The organism is Candidatus Soleaferrea massiliensis AP7, assembly GCF_000820765.1.
Taxonomy (GTDB): Bacteria; Bacillota; Clostridia; order Oscillospirales; family Ruminococcaceae; genus Soleaferrea; species Soleaferrea massiliensis.
The window spans coordinates 95,631-115,690 of sequence record NZ_CCYH01000043.1 but is presented as its reverse complement, the minus strand read 5'-3'; the positions used below and the strand labels follow the sequence as shown (position 1 = coordinate 115,690).

Below are 20,060 nucleotides of genomic sequence, written 5' to 3'. Positions count from 1 at the left end.
GGATTTCATTGGAACAGAAACAGATGGTATTCGATTATCTTGCACAGCACGGTGTGGACTATACGCGTGTCGACCATGAAGCGGTCTACACCATTGAAGACATGCAGCGGCTGGAACTTGACCGGAACGGAGAGATTGCGAAGAACCTGTTCCTGCGTGATCAGAAGGGCCGGACGCATTTTCTGGTTGTGCTCAAGAGCGACAAGCAGGCGGATTTGAAGAAGCTGCAGGAGCAGCTGGGCTGTTCGCGGCTGAGCTTTGCATCGGCCGAGCGGCTGGAGAAGTATCTGGGGCTTTTGAAGGGCGCGGTGTCGCCGCTGGGTGTTCTGAACGATAAGGCGCATGAGGTGATCGTCGCTGTCGACCGGGATTTGACCGGAATGCAGCGGATCGGCGTGCATCCGAATGACAACACGGCGACGCTTTGGATTTCTTTCGCGTCGCTGAAAGAAATCATCGAGGACTGCGGGAATGAGCTTCGCATCCTGACGCTGTAGCGGGGGAATGACCATAAATGGTCTGATGGGCTTTATTGGGTCGCTGTGATGCAGCGGCCTTTTTTGTTTGCCAAGTATTACTTGGCATCGTGGTGGTTGTGCCGCTGAGGTGCGGCGGTCTTTTTTGGGTTGCCAAGAACCACTTGGCTGAGTGGTGGTTACTCTTTTGCGTGGCCAAAAGAGTAACCAGAAAAGGCCATTTAAGGGGGCCAGCTGCGCTGGTGCATGCGCTACGCGTCACTGAAATAAGAAAAGAACCTATGATCAACGCACCACAACAACGCAGTAGAAAAAGCGGCGCAGCCGAGCGCCCCACCGCAGGTGGTGGCCCCCTTAAAAATGCCCTCAGATATCCCGCTTTCCATTTCGGCCGCCTGCGGGCGGCGTTTTGCTTTTGGCTGGGTGGTTGGGCGCACCTAGCAGCGGGCGCTTGCGCGGTTACAAGATGTTCCCATGGTACCCCAATACCTCAGCTGCTATGGTAACTTCCCTCTGTCCGGTACAATCATCTGTCTGGTAGGAGTCCACTTCTGCAATACTTTTGTATTTTTAGTTCCTTTCAAAAATCTGTTATAGTCGTATTACCAACTTGTACTGGCCATATACAGTAGTCTAAAAGTCCTTAAGCATGGCTCCGTTAACATGGAAAAACAGTGCCGTATTAAATTGGGGAAGGGATTCATAGATATCAGGTGAGTTTATAATCTTTTGTTATCATGTCAAAGCTCTGCGGAGCAAGCATCAGCTAAGCCAGAAACAGATGTCGCGGATAATGGGTATCAGCGTCAAATCGCTGTCTACGCTGGAAGCCGGTATGATGCCGCCGCGATTGCGCGTCACCGTCATATTCCGGCTGTCGGAGCATTTTCATCTGGAACCAAGACAATTGTTTATGCCGGATGAGCTGTAGCCTTTTTGCCTTTATCGGCGCACTGTACGAACCGCGTAACGCGCTATTTACTCGCCATTCATATTGTCGAATTTCGTAGAAATAATGGTGGAATCATGGTTGATTTATGACTATTATGTGATATACTGTAAGTACAGAAGCAATGCTTGAAAGAAGGTGCCGTCAAATGAAGAAAGGGTTCGCTGTTGCCAGCCTGTGGATACTCCTGCTTCTGCTTGCAGCCTGTACACAAAGCAGCATTCCCGAGGGCTATACGCCTTCCAAACACAAGGCGCCGCCATCCAGCGCCGCTGTGAGTATGTATGTCAAGGAAGAGGATGCGCTATCAGTTGACTCTGTCACGCTCGTCTTCCGGAACAATGCGGGAGCCGATTATTCATTCGGCCAGGACTATACCATAGAACAAAGAATCAACGGAATCTGGTACACCGTCCCGGTCATGGAGGAACAGGGGATCTTAGACGTTGCATACAACGTTCGGCCCAATTCCACAATCGAGATTGCAAACTGCACCTTTATCAAAGAAAAATACGGCCTATTGGATTCCGGTACCTATCGGGTCGTCAAACGGATGTCAGACCAATCAAGATTCCACGAAGATTTCTATATTTTTGCCGAATTTCAGGTGATGTAAGCGGAATGCACAATCTGCAGGGATACGCAAAGCAGCTGTGCCCGGTTGTAGCGCTGCAAACGCCGCTCTGTATGTTTTATGCTTCAAATGTTGTGAAAAGGACATTCCAGATGGGATGTCCTTTTTTATCATTGTAAATCCAAACAAGTTTAAACCGTCTCTTGTGCAATAGTGTGCAAATCGGATGTGACAGATTGGATATTTTGTCGAAAAAGATCGTGTCATATTAGGAAATACTTGTAATTCGTCTCATCCTGTGGTAAGATAAAGGCAGTATATCATATTTTTATATCCGAAAAGGATTTATATTTCAGAATCCATCCGCGCTTTCCCGATAAGCCCTCCGGATCGTTAAACTCTCTCAAATTACATGAAAAGAAGGTGTCTGCATGAAGCGAAGACTGCTTACCATTCTCGGCATACTGGTGGTGCTTGCCGTGCTGGCCATCTGCGGCTTCCTGTTGAACAGCCGGATGTACCAGCCCTTTGTCCATATGAAACGGGACTGCCGCAGCCATATGAAAACATCCGCTTTTTGTTGTGATACGCCCATCGGACGCCAGATGGCCGAAAGCTAAAGCGAATGCTTTGGGCACAGCATCGTTTTCGTATGGCAAGGATGCTGTGCCATGTGCACGGCTTCGTTTCCATCGAAAACCGTTGTCTGTGAAATGTATTTTGATCTCTCCCCTCGAACCGATGCGCTCTTTATTCGAAAAGCGGCCGTGTAAACGTTCTCCCAAGGAAAACACGGGCTTTATCAAACGACAATATATGGGAAGTGAATCATATGAAGCATCAAATATACGGTTGTCTGCTCATCATGATCCTCTGCCTGGGTCTGACCGGAACGGTCGGCGCGGCTGACCTGCAAAACAGCTTTATGCATGATGACCAGGACTATGTCATTGTAGGGAGGATTACCGGAACAGAACATATGCGTTATCAGGTGGCTGTGTCTGAACTGATCACCGCGAGCAGCAAGCGGCTGGATGTCCCTGATACGCTTGAGGTTGCCGCAGAGCAATACCATTTTGAACCCGGGGACTGTATTGCGGCTTCGGTCGACCGCTCCGACGGCTGTTATGTCTTTGCAAACGGCGCCTATGAGGTCACAACCGACGATACGGATACATTGGAAGTGGTTGATGCTCAGAACGACCCGGATTTGGCCGCTCTGGAGGTCTTTTTAAGAAGCCGCGGCCGTAAAATGGATTTCTATTCCGACAGCTCGACGGCCTATATGTATGATAATCCGAATCGTGCATCCGATGAAGATATCTGTATTTACAGCCCGGATACCGGCAAATATATTCCGGCGAACCTGCCGCAGAACTCCAAACATCTTGTCCTGCAGAGATATGAGACGCAGGATATGATTCAGGTGGTTCTGCTTGCGCTGGGCGGCATCGTTCTTCTTATCCTCGGCATCGCCGCGCTGATGCGGTATGGAACCAATTCATCCCACCGATAAACAGACCGGCATCGTCCACATTTTCCAGGGATGATGTTCCCTTTATCCCTGCATGATCATGCGGTTGCGGCACGCGTTTTCCTCCACGAAGCCTGTATGCTGTCTCCTCTATCTGATACTGTCAAAACCTTCGGCTGTATTGGTATGTATGAAACGATTTCTGTCTGTCATGTAAATCTCCCCGATACTTTGGGTTGGGGTTCCCAGACCTTGACTTCATTCTATCGGGGAGCCTTTTTTCTTGTCCACATTCTTTATCCATATCTTTGTGAGACCGGTCCCTCCCGACAGCGCCTGTGGTTCCTAAACCATATAAACCCTTGCAGGCATGGCGTATACGGTTCTTTTCATCGGAAGACCTGCTGTTCCAATTATTCTGAAAAACAGCAGCAATCATAGATGCCTTAACCAGGCACCGCTTATGTATCTAAATACACCAGATACGGCATTGCTGTCAGCCGAGTGGATTTTGGAACCGGTGATATCCGCAGATATGAAAAACATTTTGATGTCTGTCAATATTCCGTGAATTTTCTGTTGACTTATGCATGAGGTTGTGTTATAATTTGATTCAACGAGTTAAAGCTTTAAATGCAAAAAGCTACGACAGATTTTGGGGAGGAGCAGAGATAACAATGGTATCAAAAATAATATTGCTGGTCGTATTCTTCGGGATTATGGTGTTTGTCGGCCTGTATTCCCGCCGGCATGCGACAAACGTAAACGATTTTGTTCTGGGAGGACGCTCGGTCGGTCCCTGGCTGACGGCATTCGCCTATGGCACCTCCTACTTTTCCGCCGTGGTGTTCGTCGGCTACGCAGGTCAGTTCGGTTGGAAGTACGGACTTTCCGCAACCTGGATCGGCATTGGAAACGCCCTGCTCGGCAGCCTGCTGGCGTGGCTGGTGCTGGCGCGGCGCACCCGCGTCATGACCCATCATCTGGATTCGGCCACCATGCCGGATTTCTTCGGTAAACGGTTCAACTCCCAGAAGATGAAGATCGCCGCTTCCGCGATCATCTTTGTCTTCCTGGTCCCATACACCGCGTCCATTTACAACGGCCTTTCCCGCCTGTTCGGCATGGCGTTCAACATCCCGTATGAATACTGTGTCATCGGCATGGCGCTTTTGACAGGTCTGTATGTCATCCTGGGCGGATATATGGCGACGGCAATCAACGACTTCATTCAGGGTATCATCATGCTCATCGGCATCGTGGTTGTCATCATCGCGGTTCTGAACGGACAGGGCGGCTTTACAGAAGCGCTGCAGAGCCTTGCCGCAGTCCCAAGCGATGCGGCGGCAAACGCCGGACAGACCGGCCTGTTCACCTCGCTGTTCGGGCCGGACCCGCTGAACCTGCTGGGCGTCGTGGTGCTGACCTCGCTGGGAACCTGGGGCCTGCCGCAGATGATCCACAAGTTCTACACCATCAAAAGCGGCAAAGCGATCCGCACCGGAACGATCGTCTCCACCGTCTTTGCACTGATCATCGCGGGCGGCAGCTATTTTCTGGGCGGCTTCGGACGTCTGTTTGACAACCCGGCCATCCACAGCGGCGACAAGATCGTCTATGACGGCATCATTCCGCATATGCTTTCCTCCCTGCCGGATATTCTGATCGGCATCGTGGTGGTTCTGGTGCTCTCCGCATCGATGTCCACGCTTTCGTCTCTGGTGCTGACCTCCAGCTCCACGCTGACATTGGACTTCCTAAAGGGCACCGTCATGAAAAACATGAAGGAAAACCGTCAGCTTTTGATCATGCGCATTTTGATCGTCTTCTTCATTGTGATTTCGGTCGTGCTTGCCATCAATCCGCCGACCTTCATCGCACAGCTGATGGGCATCTCCTGGGGCGCTCTCGCCGGCGCATTCCTCGCCCCGTTCTTATACGGCCTGTACTGCAAATGGGTCACCAAAGCTTCGGTCTGGGCGAGCTTCATCGTCGGCATCGGCATCACGGTGTCGAATATGTTCTTCAAATTCATTGAATCCCCGATCAATGCCGGCGCGCTGGCAATGGTCGCCGGACTCGTTGTGGTTCCTCTGGTCAGCCTGATCAGCCGGAAACTGGATAAAAGCTTCATCGAAGGCATCTTCATCTGTTTCAAAAACGGCGAAGAGAAGCTGGAGGATGAACAGAAGAAAACACCTGCATCCGTATAACAAACGCCGCCAGACGAAAGCGGCGTGTCGTTGGCGGCTAATCCCAGCTGGGATTACAAAATGGCTCTGCGGAGATCTCCGCAGAGCCATTTTTTCTAAAAAGATATGTATTGGATGCTGGCTGGCCTTTTTATAATCATTCAAAAACGCTTTATACCCGAGGAATAGCCGTACGGCCATTTCCCGGGTACTTTTCATGAAACCATGTTTTCACATACCGCACATCTGACAATCTGCCAGTGCAATTTTTACACGCACAATCAACGGATATGGCCGCAGCCGATGGCGTTCACTCATCGGGCTATTTCTCAGCCCGGCTTGTCTCAATTCCCTGTTCCGCCGTTCTGTCCATGCTCCATATAGCGGCATAAATCAGAGAAGCCGCCTTGCGGGAAAGCGGAGATATCCTTGTCCCGCTTGTTAATCAGGCAATCGGTGAGCAGAAAGACGCGCATGCCCACCGATTGGGCAACCATATCCTCCTCGACATCGTTGCCCACCATCAGGCATTCATCCGCTTCACATCGCAGTCTTGTAAGGATATCCTTGTAATAGGAAGGGTTCGGCTTGCAATAGCAGGTGTTTTCATAGGTGGTATACAGTTCAAAGTCCTCCGGTTCCAGTCCTGCCCATCGAATCCTGCTTTGTGTCGCAACCGCCGGAAAAATCGGGTTGGTCGCCAGTGCCAGGCGGTATCCCGCTTCCCTTAACTGCTTAACAGCAGATTTTGCCTGTGGAGTAAACCCGCAGGCTTCCTTTACGTTTTGAAACTCCACGCGGTAATACTCATCAAAAATTGGCTTGTCCCGCAAAGTACCGGCGCCCATGATTTCAGTAAAGCGCTTCCAGAACACCTCTTCGTTGGTGCATCCGCCGTCGTTCTTCACCATGGCGGCGGTTCCCGCCCATACCGCGTCGATCAGCTTCTGTGGTTCGTATCCGTGCGGCGCAAGCTTGGCCGCCAGACGCTTAAAATATGCCTTTGTAAAGGCATCCTGGTCCATCGGCAGCAGTGTGCCGTCCAAATCAAATAAGATGATTTTGATCATACTCTGTTATTCCTCCCGTATCAATGTCATTGCCGTCTATGATCTGTGCACAATATTTTATGGATTTGTCTTATCCAGTATAGCGTTTCATTGCGGTGAAGTCAAGAAACCGCCAAAAAGAACACCAAGCGTCACTTGGCAACAGCGTGAAATCGCAGCGTGGAGGGGTCCAGCGGTTATTTCGTCGATATATCTTTATCGTCAAAGTTTGTCTATTGACAACTTGAAAAAGCCGTCGTCTTGACAAAATGGTCAAGACGACGGCCCTTTGTAAGCTCCTTGTTTTCATGTCTTTCCGGAAAACATCTGTGAAGTCCGCCGCTATTTCTTCTTGGCGGCCGCCTCCGGCGCCATCAGGTTCATGACGACCAGATCATCCTGCCTGATCACGGTATCGCGCTGCGGGATCATCCGTTCCCCGTCACGGTCGATCATCACAATATAAGCGTCGGGCGGCAATTTAGCCTGGTAGACCTTCTTCCCAATCCACGGATGCCCTTCATGAATGGTCTCCTCATACATGGTTTCCTCGGCGTCCTCCTGATAGACAGCCGCGTTCAGCACGACGACGTCATGCGCGAGCAGCTTGGTGCTCCCATTCGGCACAATGTTCTTTGCGCCGCGCTTGATGACCACCACCAGCGATTCAGGCGGAAGCAGGATATCGCGCAGCTTGCAGCCGGCCCATGGATGGTTCTCTTCGATTGGCACATCAAACAGCCGTACCTGCGTGTGGTCCTGATAGTCGTTGAAGGTTTTGAAAACGGTGTCCCCCGATCCGACCAGATCCAGCTTGCGGGCCAAAATCGGCAGGAGCGTCCCCTGCACGGCTACCGACAGCAGCGCCACACAGAATACAATGTGGAAGATGTCGCTCTTGGTATACGCGTCGCTGACCACCGCGTAAATGGCAAATACAATCGAAGCTGCCCCGCGCAGCCCGGACCAGGCGACCAGCGTCTGCTGCTTGAACGGCATCCGAAAGCAGGACAGGATGGAATACACCGCCGCCGGGCGCGCCACAAAGGTCAGGAACAGCGCGATGAGCACCGACGGCAGCAGGATGGTTGGAATCTTCGACGGGGTTGCCAGCAGTCCAATCGAGAAGAACAGGAAGATCTGCATGACCCAGGTAAATCCGTCGAAGAAATGTACCAATTCAATCTTGGAGGAAAACTTCTGATTGCCCAGCACAATACCGGTGATGTAGACGCTCAGATAGCCGTTTCCGCCGATCATCTCCGGCAGCGCATAGGCGGCCAGCGCAATCGACGCGACCAGAATCGTGCTGAGCCCACTGCTCTCGAACTTGATCTTCTTGACCAGGATAACCGCAAGAAACGCGATGCCAAATCCGATGGCAAGGCCGTAACCGATCTGCGCGAAGATCATATAGAAGTAGTTGTCACCCTTTCCGGCAGACATCAGCGACAGGCAGATCACCGTCAGCATATAGGCGGTTGGATCGTTGCTGCCGCTCTCGATTCCCAGCAAAGAGGCCAGAGAATGCTTGAGGTTGAGCTTTTTGGAACGCAGGATGGAGAAGACCGAAGCCGCGTCGGTGGATCCGATGACCGACCCGACCAGCAGGCCTTCGAGCAGGCTCATGCGCAGCACCAGATGACAGAACAGCCCGGTCAGCGCGGCGGTCATGACGACCCCGGCGCTTGACAGCAGGATCGCCTGCTTCGCAACCGGCTTGGCCATCCGCCAGTTGGTTCCGAAGCCGCCGTAGAACATGATGAAGATCAGGGCGACCGAACAGAATTTCTGTGCAAAGTGGTAGTCATCGAACTGGATGCCCACAATGCCATCCGAACCAAACAGCATGCCCAGCACAATGAACAACAGCAGTGAGGGAACACCAATTTTCGTGGAAAGCTTGCTGCAGGCAACGCAGATGATCATGGTCACGGAAAAAATAAGAATGGTAAGGGCCATCAAAACACCTCCGTTGTCTTTTTTATGGAATATCCGCCCTTCAGGGAAAACAGCACATGCCGGTACTGCATACCCGCTGCCGGCTCTCGGCGTTCTTCTCCGCATAAGAGCCCGTCCATGCGAAACAATCCCAATCATATGGAAATCCTGTAACGCCAAATGTGGTTATGTTATTATTATAACATTAAAAGTGAAAAAATAGAAGTTTTTTTATCCGGATCGACAGACCGAACTTGTATAAATTCATAAGAAGGCTGCGGTTTCTGCACCATTTGAAAGATTTCCCGCGGCCAACCTTACCGGTCAAAAAGGCCCGTATATCGGCTTCGAGCCGATATACGGGCCTTTTCATCACGACTGCGTTCCAATATTGAGCTTGGGCAGATTGGTGTCCTCTGCAAAGGTGGCCGCATTGTACAGCACCAGCAGATCGGTCACCTTCTCCTGCTCGATTTTGGTCATCAGGTCTTCTTTAAAATACCGCGGGTCCACCGCGATGATCCGTTCATAGTGATTGGTCAGAAATGGGATGAAGCAGTGCGCATAGGAATCCTTGATCATCAGCAGGGTCCTGCCGTTCTGCACACTGGTCTTCACATCGGTGATCGGATGGTTTCCGCCGAGGAAGTAGGAATACTTGTCCTTCTTCTCCAGATACTCTGGAAAATATAAGCTCAGCGCGGTCTTACCTTCATAGTCTACGGTACAGGAAACCTCCTGTTTGGGCAGGTAACGTTCGATGCTGTCCATCCGCGGGCTGAAGATATTCGCCTTGGAATAGGTGGTGCCCAGAAACGCGTCGGACATCCGTTCCACCTTGAATGCATCCCTGCCAAGCGGCGTCAGGCCGTTTTCCTGCGCGAACTGCGTGTATGCCAGAAACGCGCCGTAGGTCGTCCAGTGATGGTCGGTACGGTAGTAGATTTCCTCATTTCGGTGTTCTTCCATCGTATGGCGGATATCGCTGATCACCGCAAGATCTCCGAGCTTTTCCTCAACCAGCGGCGCGAGGTCCTGCCGCTTGGCAATCGGCGCGGCATACGGCAGCTTCTCTTTTAAAATATCCGACGCGGTCGGCGCAATCAGCACGCTTGCATGGACGTCCGGATTCTGCCGGCTCAGTCTTTCTAAAAAGATCTGCAGCGCATCGAGGTTGCGTGAAACGTTCTCCATGTCGAACCGGTCAGTCTTCTCAAAGAGGTAGCCGTCCCTGCCGAAATAGACACGGGTGTTGTCCATATTGAAGGCCGCGCGTTCAACGGAGGTTTTGAACCCGACAAAGAAATCCCTGGCCGGGAAATGGTCGGTGGTATATTTCTCGACATCGCTCATAAAGCTTCCGTCGAGGATCGTATCGCCTGACAAGGTTGGAAAGGTCTGCAGATAGCGGTTCTCATTTTCCGAAAACCGGACCTTGGGCAGCGCAAGCTGCAGCACGAAGCCGAGCAGCAGCACCGCGCAGAACCCAATCGATAATAGTTTAGCCTGTCTCATATCCGTCCGCCCCCTTAAAATCTGAAGTACAGGAAGGGATTATAGCTCGCATCCACCAGGAAGGCGATGCAGACGAAGAAGACCGCGCACAGCAGCACGCCCTGCATGGCGCCGGGAAGCGCCGGCCTCTTCGAAAACTTCTCCGAGCACCACCGCAGCCATCTCTGCGGATAGTTGGTGCTGGCCACAATCAGGATGGCAAACAAAATCAGGTTCGTGTACAGCAGGTAAACCGACTGGCTGTCCATGAAGCTGCTGCCGTGCAGCCCAAACATCGCGCCGATGAACGAAAGCCCCTGCGGCAGCGAGTCAAAGGCAAAGATGGCCCAGCTCAATATGACCAGGAACATCGTGTAGATGTGGCCGACGATGCCCGGCAGCTTTTTGAGGAATTTGAGCAGAAACAGCTTTTCAAACATCAGCAGGATGCCGAAATAGACGCCCCAGAGGGCAAAATTCCAGCTTGCCCCGTGCCAGAAGCCGGTCAGCAGCCAGACGATCATGATGTTGATGATCTGCCGCCACGGCCCTTTCCGGTTGCCGCCCAGCGGGATGTACACGTATTCGCGGAACCAGGTGCCCAGCGAGATGTGCCAGCGCCGCCAGAATTCCGTGATGCTTTTGGACATGTATGGATAGTCGAAGTTCTCGAGGAAATGGAAGCCGAACATCCGTCCGAGTCCGATCGCCATATCCGAATAGCCTGAAAAGTCAAAGTAAATCTGGAAGGTGTAGGCCAAGATGCCGATCCATGCCGTCAAAACGGGCATGGCGGCGGTATCCTGCGCGGAGACCAGCGTAAATACCTGTCCGATGGTGTTCGCGAGCAGCACCTTTTTGCCAAGGCCGGTCACAAATCGTTTGACGCCGCTTCCGAACTCGTCAAAGCTCTCCCGACGGCTGCCCAGCTCATCGGCTACGGTCTGGTACCGCACAATCGGGCCGGCAATCAGCTGCGGGAACAGCGTGACATAGGTGCCGAAATCCAGGATGTTTTTCTGTACCTTCGCCTCCCGCCGGTAGACGTCGATCGAATAGGACATCGTCTGGAAGGTGTAGAACGAGATGCCGATCGGCAGCGTCAGATTCATCAGCGGGATGCCGAGGCCAAAGACCGAATTGACATTCTGAATCAGGAAATCCCCGTACTTGAAGAAGCCCAGGATTGCCAGATTGATCACAACCGACGATACGACGGCTGCCTTGGCTTTGCGGCGGTGCCCGTTTTTCAGGGCATTGTCCACCATCCATCCGTGCGTATAGTCTACGACGGTCGAAAACAGCATGATCACGACATAGATGGGTTCTCCCCAGGCATAAAAGAACAGGCTGGAGACAAACAGTACCAGATTGCGCCATTTTTTCGGCACGATAAAGTAGAGGAGCAGAACCACCGGAAGAAAATAAAATAAAAACAACAGGCTGCTGAATACCACGAAACGAGCCTCCTCAACGTGTATATTTTGTTTTTCACAGTAGAAGGGCGGGTAATATCAGATTACCCGCCCCATATGCACATATCCATTTGTCATCGCGGGAAACAAAGGATAGGGCTTTGACGACCCGCGAATAAAAATCCAACAGACGGCTTGCCGCGTTTACGCTTTCATATAGTCGTCGATGAGTTTCTGCGCATCGCTGTCATTGCCGCTGATACACAACACCGCATAATTGCCCTTGGTCACAATGACCGGCTTGTCCAGCTTCGGCATCTGCTCGGGCATGTAGTCCTCGAAATCCTTTTTCTTGTTCGCGACGCGTTTCTGCAGCGCTTCCTTGATGGAATCCATGTAAGCGGCATCTTTTGCCTTAAACACGGCGATCTCTTCCGAGGTCGCGCCCGATCCCATGTAGACGACCGCTTTGTCGATCTGTTCCTTGTCGATCGTGTAAAGCGTATAGATCACGTTTTCGTCGATTGCTTCCAGCTGATCTTCAAACTGCAGCTTCGAGGTGATCTCCTTCGCCAGGGCATCCGGTTCAAACTCCTTGACGCTGCCGCCCTGCGAGCAGCCGGCCAGCAGAAGGCAGAATGTCATGACAATGCTCAGCAGATATTTTGTGTGTTTCATATGGCTTAACCCTTCCTTTTCGTATGTGTCTTTAAATAATCCACCCATTTCAGGCAGTATTCTTTGTTCAGATGGATGCCGTCGGTCGTGGCGTCGTCAATGAGATAGCCGTCATCGTCGGACATGCATTCGCCGACATTGAGGTAAACGACCCCTTTATCCCTGGCAAGCTGCTTGATCAACTCGTTGTATTCGCCGATCTTCTTCATATTGATAACCTCGTCCGAATCCGACTTCTCCCTGGATACCGGCAGGATCGACTGCAGATAGATGACCGCATCCGGCTGTGCGGCTTTGATATCGTCGATGAGCTCGGCATAGTCCTCCAGAAAGACGTCGCTGTAATACCAGCCCAGCTCATTGATGCCCATCATCAGATAGACCTCGCCGAAGGCCCGCTGCTTGAGCGCCTCGGGAATCGTGATGCAGCCCGCGTCGGTTTCGACCACCGGTTTTTCCAGCGCGCCGGCAACGGTGAGTCCGGTTGAGGAATAGAAGGTGGCATTGGTCAGCCCGGAATAGAGCTTGAGACCTTCGGTGCGGGAATTGCCGATAAACAGCGTATCGTCAAAGTAGCTGTCATCCACCGGCTCAGCCTTGGGATGCGGCCCCTCCTTCTCCCCGTCAGGCTTGCTTTCCGGAGCTTTGGAAGGCGCCTCGGAGGGAGATTTTGAAGGCTCCGGCGGCTTGGAGCTCACCGATGAGCTTTCCGCCTGGCTGCTGCTCCCGGCATGGGTGATCTGCCCGCTCGAGGTCCCGCCCTTGTCCCCGATGTGGTTCTGCTGGGGCGAATTGCCGCCGTCCTGCGAGCCCTGCACCAAAAACAGGACGCCAGACGACAGCAGGACAACCGCGAGAATCCCCAATACGGACAGCGGAAAGACCAGCCTCTTCCGCCATTGTTTCTTATGGAAAATATTTTCATATGTTTTTTTATATTTCATACCAGCCACACCTTTCCCGGCCGAACCAGATCTGGTTCCCAAGGCAAAACGTCTGTTTTGTTATCCGTATCCGGATAACGGCAGGCGCCACTTCATTAGTATCTGCAAAAGCATCCGTTTTCGATCAATTTTCTATCTATCTAAAACAAAAACAATCTTCTATTTCTGTATAACTCTAACAAAAAATATTCCAATAAAGATAAAAAAGAGACGGTTTTCAGTTTTTAAACCTGATAACTTTCAACCGCCGTTTCCTTGTCAATTTTTATTCATTTCTTTCCATCACGTCTGGAAAGATTTATGTATGGTAACGACAACAATTCCTGTAGATTATTATACCATACCCATTTTATATTACAACAGGTTGTCCGCTAATTTTTCTAATTTTTTTATGAAAATTTCTGTGCTGATCACCCATTTTTCAGGTAGCCGGATAAAGCTGGCTGCACATTGTACGCACTCCGGCAGCCTTTCATTTCCATCTCTCTTAAAAGCCGACGCGTTTCTTCTCTTTTTCGCTGAAAACCGCCCTTACCACACGAAAGTCAGCCCCCTTTTCACAGGTGAAAGGAGGCTGACCACAAATTGCGGCTCTGTCCAGTGAGGGAGACTCTATCGGGACAGAACCGCGGAAGATGTCAATCCGATGGGGGAATCCTCACCGGCCGTTCTGCGGATAAACGCATCACTTGGCGGCCCATTTTCGGATACCCTTATAGACAAACGCCGCGATCAATACGTTGACGCCCGCTTTGATCAGGTTGAACGGGATGATGACCGGCACCAGCATCTGCAGGACCGCTTCGACCGGCGTTCCCATAAAAAGCGGTGTAAAGACCAGATTCCACAGCACCATCATGCCGACGATGGCCAGCGCGCCGCTGACCGACGCGAACACCAGGCGTCTGCCATTTTTGTGCTTTCGGAACAGGAAGCCCGCAACCAGCACGAAGCTGCCGGTCGCGAAGAAATGCATCAGAATGCCAATGACACCGCTGGACGAGCTGACTGTAAAGCCCTGGATCAGGCAGGTGACAGCGGTCACCGCAAGGCCGCTGAACGGCCCGTAAAGATAGGTCGCTATAAAAATCGGGATATTCGCCGGATCATACTCGAGAAACGGAGCAGCCGGAAAGATCGGAAAACGGATCAGGTAAAGCAGCATGATCGACATGGCGGCCATCAAGGCCAGCGTGACGATCTTTCTGATCCTGTTGTGCATCGTGTTTTTCTCTGTCAGTTCATTCACTGTGTATTCCCTCCTCAAATGCAGGCTGCGGCTTGGATATTCGAAAGGTCCGGATTGCAATGCGATAAAAAAGCCTCCGGCGCTTATGCACCAGAGGCAAAGAGACAATAACCGCTGCCATCGACAGCGGATTGCCGTTTCTTTCATCCGGACTGTACCGTCGGTTTTGGAATCAAACCAAATCTGCCCCGTAAGGCTCGCGGACTCGTAGCCATATCGGCTCTTTACCGCCGGTGAGGAATTCCACCTCGCCCTGAAACATCAGCTTATATCATATTGTTACGGTCATACGCTGTACATTCCCCTTGGCGGCCCATGTCCAGACGCTCTTTCGGGAGAATGCCGCGGCGGGGCGTTTGCGCCCGCTTTCATCCAATTGTATTGTCCACAGTTATACGCCGTGCGTTCAGTCCCTGACCACCCATTTCCGGATGCCCTTGTAGACGAATGCCGCAATCAGGGCGTTTGCGCCCGCTTTGATCAGGTTAAACGGGATGATGACCGGCACCAGCATCTGCAGGACAGCCTCGACCGGCGTTCCCATGAAGAGCGGCGTAAAGACCAGATTCCACAGCACCATCGTCGCCGCCATGGTCAGCGCGCCGCTGACCGACGCGAGTGCCAATCGCCTATTGCTTTTGTGCTTCCGGAACAGGAAGCCCGCAACCAGCACGAAGCTGCCGGTCGCGAAGAAGTGCATCAGAATGCCGATGACACCGCTGGACGAACTGACCGTAAAGCCCTGGATCAGGCAGGCGACAGCGGTCACCGCAAGGCCGCTGATCGGTCCGTAAAGATAGGTTGCGATGAAGATCGGGATATCCGCGGGATCGTACTCGAGAAACGGCGCTGCCGGGAAGATCGGAAAGCGGATCAGATAGATCAGCATGATCGACATGGCGACCATCAGCGCCAATGTGACAATCTTTCTGATTTTTTCATGCGTCGTGTTTTTCTTTGCCAGTTCACTCACTGTGAACCCCCTCCTCAAGATCAAGTTACGGACCGGATATATCTGAAGGTTCGGATTTCAAAGCGACAAAAAAGCCTCCGGCGCTTATGCACCAGAGGCGAAGAAAGCATGATAACCGCTGCCATTGACAGCGGGTTGCCGTTTCTTTCATCCGGACTGTACCGTCGGTTTTGGAATCAAACCAAATCTGCCCCGTAAGGCTCGCGGACTCGTAGCCATATCGGCTCTTTACCGCCGGTGAGGAATTCCACCTCGCCCTGAAACATCAGCTTATATCGATTGTCCTGCCCTCATTATAGTACGCTGACAAAGGAATGTCAATCCTTCCGGAAAAATTTTACGCGTTATTCTGTATCTGCCCGGCGCTCTCCGATTTCATACGGCGTCTGTTTTTTTATCTGGGAGTCCGCTTTCCTTTGAAAATCAGGCCGCCAGCAGCATCATGGATGGACGATGCCGCGCGCCAATCAAATTTCATACCGCGCTCCGCCTCTCAACTCACCGAATGCGGAGGATTTCCGGCATCCGGTCAAAAACAGACCATCCGCCCCATCTTCTGCGTTCCAGCGTCCGTAAGACCTGAAGACCGCTTATGCGGTATTTCTCATCAGCTCCGCCACGGCTTCCCTGAGCGCGTGGTGCGCGGGAGCCTGCAGCATGGGGTCGGACGCGAGCAGGCGCTCTGTTTCCTCCTGCACCTCGGCGAGCACCCGCACGTCCGCGAGCATGTCTGCAATGCGCAGCTTCGGCAGGCCATGCTGGCGCAGGCCGAAGAAATCGCCCGGGCCGCGCAGCTTGAGGTCATATTCGCTGATCTGGAAGCCGTCGCTGGTTTTGCACATCGCCTTCAGCCTCGTCCTGGTCTGACCGGAGGTCGCGTCGGACAGCAGGATGCAGAACGACTTGTGCACGCCGCGCCCGATCCTGCCGCGCAGCTGATGCAGCTGGGACAATCCGAAGCGTTCGGCATTCTCAATCAGCATGACCGTCGCATTCGGCACATCGATGCCGACCTCGACGACGGTCGTGGAGATCAGCACATCGATCTCCCCCTTCTGAAATGCCCGCATGATCGCATCCTTCTCCGCCGCCTTCATCTTCCCGTGCAGAAACTGTGTGCGCAGCGTGCTCAGGTGGGTTCTGCCAAGCTGCTCGGCATACGCGATGACCGATTTGAGCTGGCTGTCCGGGTTCTCCTCCTCATTCTCGATCAGCGGGCAGATGATGAACGCCTGCCTGCCCTCGGCGACATGCTTTTTGATAAAGCCGAGCGCACGCGCGCGCTTGCCGGAATCGATCAAAAAGGTGTCGATCGGCTGGCGGTTTTTCGGCAGTTCATCGAGCACCGAAATGTCCAAATCGCCGTAGACCGTGAAGGCCAGCGTGCGCGGGATCGGCGTGGCCGACATGACCAGTGTGTGCGGGTTTCTGGACTTCGAGGAAAACGCCGAACGCTGCTCGACGCCAAACCGGTGCTGCTCGTCGGTGATGATCAGCGCGAGGTTTTCAAACGCGACTTCGTTCTGCAGCAGCGCGTGGGTGCCGATCACAAGGTCGACCTCGCCCATCTGCAGACCCTCGCGCACCTGCCGTTTCTGCTTCGCGGTCATCGAGCCGGTCAGCGGCGCGATGCGCAGGCCATGCGGCGACAGGAACGCTTCCATTGTCGCGGCGTGCTGCTCGGCCAGAATTTCGGTCGGCGCCATCAGCGCGGCCTGACAGCCCTGTTTGCAGCAGAAATACGCCGCGGCGGCCGCCACGAGCGTCTTGCCGCTTCCGACATCCCCCTGCAGCAGCCGGTTCATCGGAACCTCTTTACAGAGATCCGCCGTGATCTGTTCCACGGCCTTTCTCTGCGCGCCGGTCGGTTCAAACGGCAGCGCGTCATAGAAGCCGTCGAGCGGCCTTTCCTCAAACTGATAGGAGGTCGTGCGGCGGTTTTTGTTTTTAATCAGGGACAGCGCCAGCTGCAGCGTGAACAGCTCCTCGAAGATCAGCCGGCGCTTCGCCAGCCGCAGCGCTTCGCGGTCCTTCGGGAAATGGATGTTCTCGATGGCCCAGTGCAGATGGCTGAGCTGATGCCGCTGACGCAGATCATCCGGCAGCGGGTCGGCCATGGTTTCTTCGACGCCCTTGAGCGCCTGCTGGACATTCGCGCCGATCAGCTTGTTGGTCAGCCCTTTGGTGAGCGCGTAGACCGGCGTCAGGGATTTGACCGCGTCGGCCTTTTCAATCAGCGGAGAAGCCATCTCATAGCGTCTCTTCCGGCCATGCGGTTCGGTTATTTTCCCATAGAGGATGTAAGCCTCGTCAAACTGCAGAGCATCGACTGTATATTTGCTGTTGAAAATATGAACCCTGAGATCCGTAAACCCGTCTGAAAACATCAATTCATAAATCGTCAGGCCTTTCCGAACCGTTTTTTCGCCATATACGCCCCGATAATACGCAAGCACGGCGGCATTTTGCTCAAGCGGGGCGGCCATAATCGGCGTCGGCTCGGTAAAATCGAGATATTTGCGCGGGTAATAACGCAGCAGATCGTCAACCGTGGCAATCTGCAGTTTCTGGTAAAGCTGCGCGCGTTTTTCGCCGACGCCCTTTAAATATTGGATGTCGGTATGTCTGAGGTCGTTCATCCGCCGTTTCCCGCCTTTCTCGCCCCTGTTTTCTTGCTGTTTGCTATTTATGCATCCATATCATGCAATAGAAAAGCTGCCTTAAAACGGGTGCTTTAAGGCAGCCTTAGCTGTCGGATTGCCTGTGCCAAGTCCGGCAGGCCGGTTATTCCCGCCGGGATATGTGATAGGAGAACACCCGAAGCAAGGCGGTAAAACCATTGCTGCCGCCTGTTCTCCATTTTAAATACTCGACGATTCGGCATCAGTGGTAAAACGCGGTGTGTCCGCGCCGTCCCGATGTCCGCCGATTTCACCCGCAAACGCAGTTCCCCGCAGCGGTCGGGCCGCTGTGAGAGCCCATCGGCCAGTCCTATTCGACCGAAATGATCAGGTAGTAAACCGGCTGTCCGCCCTCGACAAAGTTGAGGTCCAAATCATCGCCGAGCTTGTCGGTCAAAAGCTTCTCGACCTGCTCCTTCTGTTCGTTGGTGATGTCCTCGCCGTAGTATACCGTGACAAAGCTGCTTTCCTTTTTGAGCATCGACTTGGTCAGCTTGTAGGCCGCTTTGACCAGATCCTTTTCGGTGAAGGAGATCTTGCCGTTTTCCAGCGCCAGAATTTCGCCTTCCCTGATCTTGTGGCCGTCAAACTGCGAATCGCGCGCCGCAAAGGTGATTTGTCCGGTGCTGACCGCGTCCAGCGCGCGGGTCATGTTCAGCCGGTTCTCCTCCAGCGCGCCTTCCGGATCGAACGCCAGCAGCGCCGAGATGCCCTGCGGGATCGTCCTGGTCTGCAGCACCGTGACGCCGCGGTCGGTCATGTCGGCCGCCTGCTCCGCGGCCATGATGATGTTCTTATTGTTCGGCAGCACAAAGACGTTTTTCGCCGGCGTCGCCTCGATCGCGCGCAGGATGTCGTCGGTGCTCGGGTTCATGGTCTGTCCGCCGCTGACGACGTGCTCCACGCCCAGCTCCTTGAACAGTGCCTGCAGCCCCGCGCCCGCGCTGACCGCCACAAACCCATATTCGATCGACGGATCGACCGGCCTGTAGCTGAACTGCTCGCCTTCGCGCTTCTTTGCCGCCTTCTTTTTATTGGCATGCTGCTCGCGCATGTTTTCAATCTTCATATTGGTCAGGCTTCCGTATGAAAGCCCCTTCTGCAGTGCGTTGCCCGGATTGTCGGTGTGTACGTGCACCTTCAGGATGTCGTCGTCCTCAACCACGACCAGACTGTCGCCGATGGTGCTCAGATACGCCTTCGCATCCTCAGCCCGCGGTGCCGGATCGTCCTTCATGACGATGAACTCCGTGCAGTAGGTGAAGGTGATCTCCCCGTCGTATTCAGCCGCCGCGTCTTTGAAGTTGTCGAGCGTGACGACCCGTTCCTCCTCCTTCAGCGGCAGGATTTCCCCGGTCTGGAAGAAATGCAGCATGCCGGTGAAGATCACATACAGCCCCATGCCGCCCGCGTCGACCACGCCGGCCTTCCTGAGCGCTTCAAGCTGGTTCGGCGTGTTCTCCAGCGCCTCCTTGCAGGCGCCGCAGACCGCTTCCCAGAAAACGGGCAGGTCCTCGATCTCGCCGGCGATCTCCTTCGCTTTCTGTGCCGAAAGGCGCGCCACGGTCAGAATCGTGCCCTCGGTCGGCTTCATAACCGCCTTGTAGGCTGCCTCGACGCCCATTTCCAGCGCTTCGGCAAGCTCCTGGTTGCTGGCGGTCTCCTTGTCCTGCAGGCCCTTCGCAATTCCGCGGAAGAGCAGCGACAGGATGACGCCGGAGTTTCCGCGCGCGCCGCGCAGCAGTGCGGATGCGAGCGCCTTGGACATCGTCTCGACGCCTTCGGACGCCATCATCTCCAGTTCGCGCAGGCCGGCCGACATCGTCATCGACATATTGGTGCCGGTATCGCCGTCCGGCACCGGAAAGACATTCAGCTCGTCAATCCGCTGTTTCCTGTTCATCAGATTGTGTCCCGCTGATAAAATACTATCCCTAAACAGTGTCCCGTTTATCACTTCATTTACCCCCA

16 protein-coding genes and 2 riboswitches are annotated in these 20,060 nt (G+C 53.4%); of the genes, 6 read left to right on the top strand and 10 right to left on the bottom strand.

The window, feature by feature from the left end:
• The first annotated feature begins 8 nt into the window (after positions 1 to 8).
• The 6 genes from BN348_RS11360 (at position 9) to BN348_RS11340 (ending at position 5,686) form a co-directional block, all read left to right on the top strand.
• On the top strand, positions 9 to 497 hold the full coding sequence (locus BN348_RS11360) for a YbaK/EbsC family protein (RefSeq protein WP_040198127.1): 489 nt from the start codon (positions 9 to 11) through the stop codon (positions 495 to 497).
• Between the two features lie 685 nt (positions 498 to 1,182).
• On the top strand, positions 1,183 to 1,407 hold the full coding sequence (locus tag BN348_RS14430) for a helix-turn-helix domain-containing protein (protein ID WP_420885261.1): 225 nt from the start codon (positions 1,183 to 1,185) through the stop codon (positions 1,405 to 1,407).
• Positions 1,408 to 1,573: 166 nt separating this feature from the next.
• Positions 1,574 to 2,041 (top strand): immunoglobulin-like domain-containing protein, encoded by a 468-nt coding sequence (locus BN348_RS11355; protein WP_040198126.1) that lies wholly within the window; start codon positions 1,574 to 1,576, stop codon positions 2,039 to 2,041.
• Positions 2,042 to 2,430: 389 nt separating this feature from the next.
• Positions 2,431 to 2,619 carry a hypothetical protein gene (locus tag BN348_RS11350; RefSeq protein WP_040198124.1) on the top strand — a complete coding sequence of 63 codons (189 nt, stop codon included), beginning with the start codon at positions 2,431 to 2,433 and terminating at the stop codon, positions 2,617 to 2,619.
• Between the two features lie 212 nt (positions 2,620 to 2,831).
• Entirely contained in the window at positions 2,832 to 3,515 is a 684-nt protein-coding gene (locus tag BN348_RS11345; protein ID WP_040198123.1) for a hypothetical protein, read from the top strand.
• A gap of 635 nt (positions 3,516 to 4,150) precedes the next feature.
• A complete protein-coding gene (locus tag BN348_RS11340) occupies positions 4,151 to 5,686 on the top strand; it encodes a sodium:solute symporter family protein (RefSeq protein WP_040198122.1) in 1,536 nt (511 codons plus the stop codon).
• Between the two features lie 323 nt (positions 5,687 to 6,009).
• On the opposite strand, the gene BN348_RS11335 is transcribed toward BN348_RS11340, so the two are convergent.
• From BN348_RS11335 to BN348_RS11290, 10 genes are all read right to left on the bottom strand, one after another.
• A complete protein-coding gene (locus tag BN348_RS11335; protein WP_040198121.1) occupies positions 6,010 to 6,735 on the bottom strand; it encodes an HAD family hydrolase in 726 nt (241 codons plus the stop codon).
• Between the two features lie 321 nt (positions 6,736 to 7,056).
• The gene (locus tag BN348_RS11330) at positions 7,057 to 8,676 is read right to left on the bottom strand and encodes a potassium/proton antiporter (RefSeq protein WP_040198120.1); all 1,620 of its coding nucleotides are present in this window, start codon (positions 8,674 to 8,676) and stop codon (positions 7,057 to 7,059) included.
• Positions 8,677 to 9,027: 351 nt separating this feature from the next.
• Positions 9,028 to 10,170 (bottom strand): DHHW family protein, encoded by a 1,143-nt coding sequence (locus BN348_RS11325; protein ID WP_040198119.1) that lies wholly within the window; start codon positions 10,168 to 10,170, stop codon positions 9,028 to 9,030.
• 14 nt (positions 10,171 to 10,184) lie between these two features.
• Positions 10,185 to 11,606, bottom strand: coding sequence for an MBOAT family O-acyltransferase (locus tag BN348_RS11320; protein ID WP_040198117.1), 1,422 nt, complete (start codon positions 11,604 to 11,606; stop codon positions 10,185 to 10,187).
• A gap of 162 nt (positions 11,607 to 11,768) precedes the next feature.
• The gene (locus BN348_RS11315; protein ID WP_040198115.1) at positions 11,769 to 12,242 is read right to left on the bottom strand and encodes a DUF4358 domain-containing protein; all 474 of its coding nucleotides are present in this window, start codon (positions 12,240 to 12,242) and stop codon (positions 11,769 to 11,771) included.
• A gap of 5 nt (positions 12,243 to 12,247) precedes the next feature.
• The gene (locus BN348_RS13340; protein WP_052446900.1) at positions 12,248 to 13,186 is read right to left on the bottom strand and encodes a GDSL-type esterase/lipase family protein; all 939 of its coding nucleotides are present in this window, start codon (positions 13,184 to 13,186) and stop codon (positions 12,248 to 12,250) included.
• Between the two features lie 685 nt (positions 13,187 to 13,871).
• Positions 13,872 to 14,435 (bottom strand): ECF transporter S component, encoded by a 564-nt coding sequence (locus tag BN348_RS11305; protein WP_242844343.1) that lies wholly within the window; start codon positions 14,433 to 14,435, stop codon positions 13,872 to 13,874.
• A 131-nt stretch (positions 14,436 to 14,566) separates the two neighbouring features.
• A riboswitch (FMN riboswitch) is annotated at positions 14,567 to 14,700 on the bottom strand.
• Between the two features lie 141 nt (positions 14,701 to 14,841).
• A complete protein-coding gene (locus BN348_RS11300) occupies positions 14,842 to 15,408 on the bottom strand; it encodes an ECF transporter S component (RefSeq protein WP_242844342.1) in 567 nt (188 codons plus the stop codon).
• Between the two features lie 135 nt (positions 15,409 to 15,543).
• A riboswitch (FMN riboswitch) is annotated at positions 15,544 to 15,677 on the bottom strand.
• Between the two features lie 321 nt (positions 15,678 to 15,998).
• A complete protein-coding gene (recG, locus tag BN348_RS11295; protein WP_278247750.1) occupies positions 15,999 to 18,098 on the bottom strand; it encodes an ATP-dependent DNA helicase RecG in 2,100 nt (699 codons plus the stop codon).
• Between the two features lie 301 nt (positions 18,099 to 18,399).
• The gene (locus BN348_RS11290) at positions 18,400 to 20,046 is read right to left on the bottom strand and encodes a DAK2 domain-containing protein (RefSeq protein WP_040198113.1); all 1,647 of its coding nucleotides are present in this window, start codon (positions 20,044 to 20,046) and stop codon (positions 18,400 to 18,402) included.
• Positions 20,047 to 20,060: the final 14 nt, after the last annotated feature.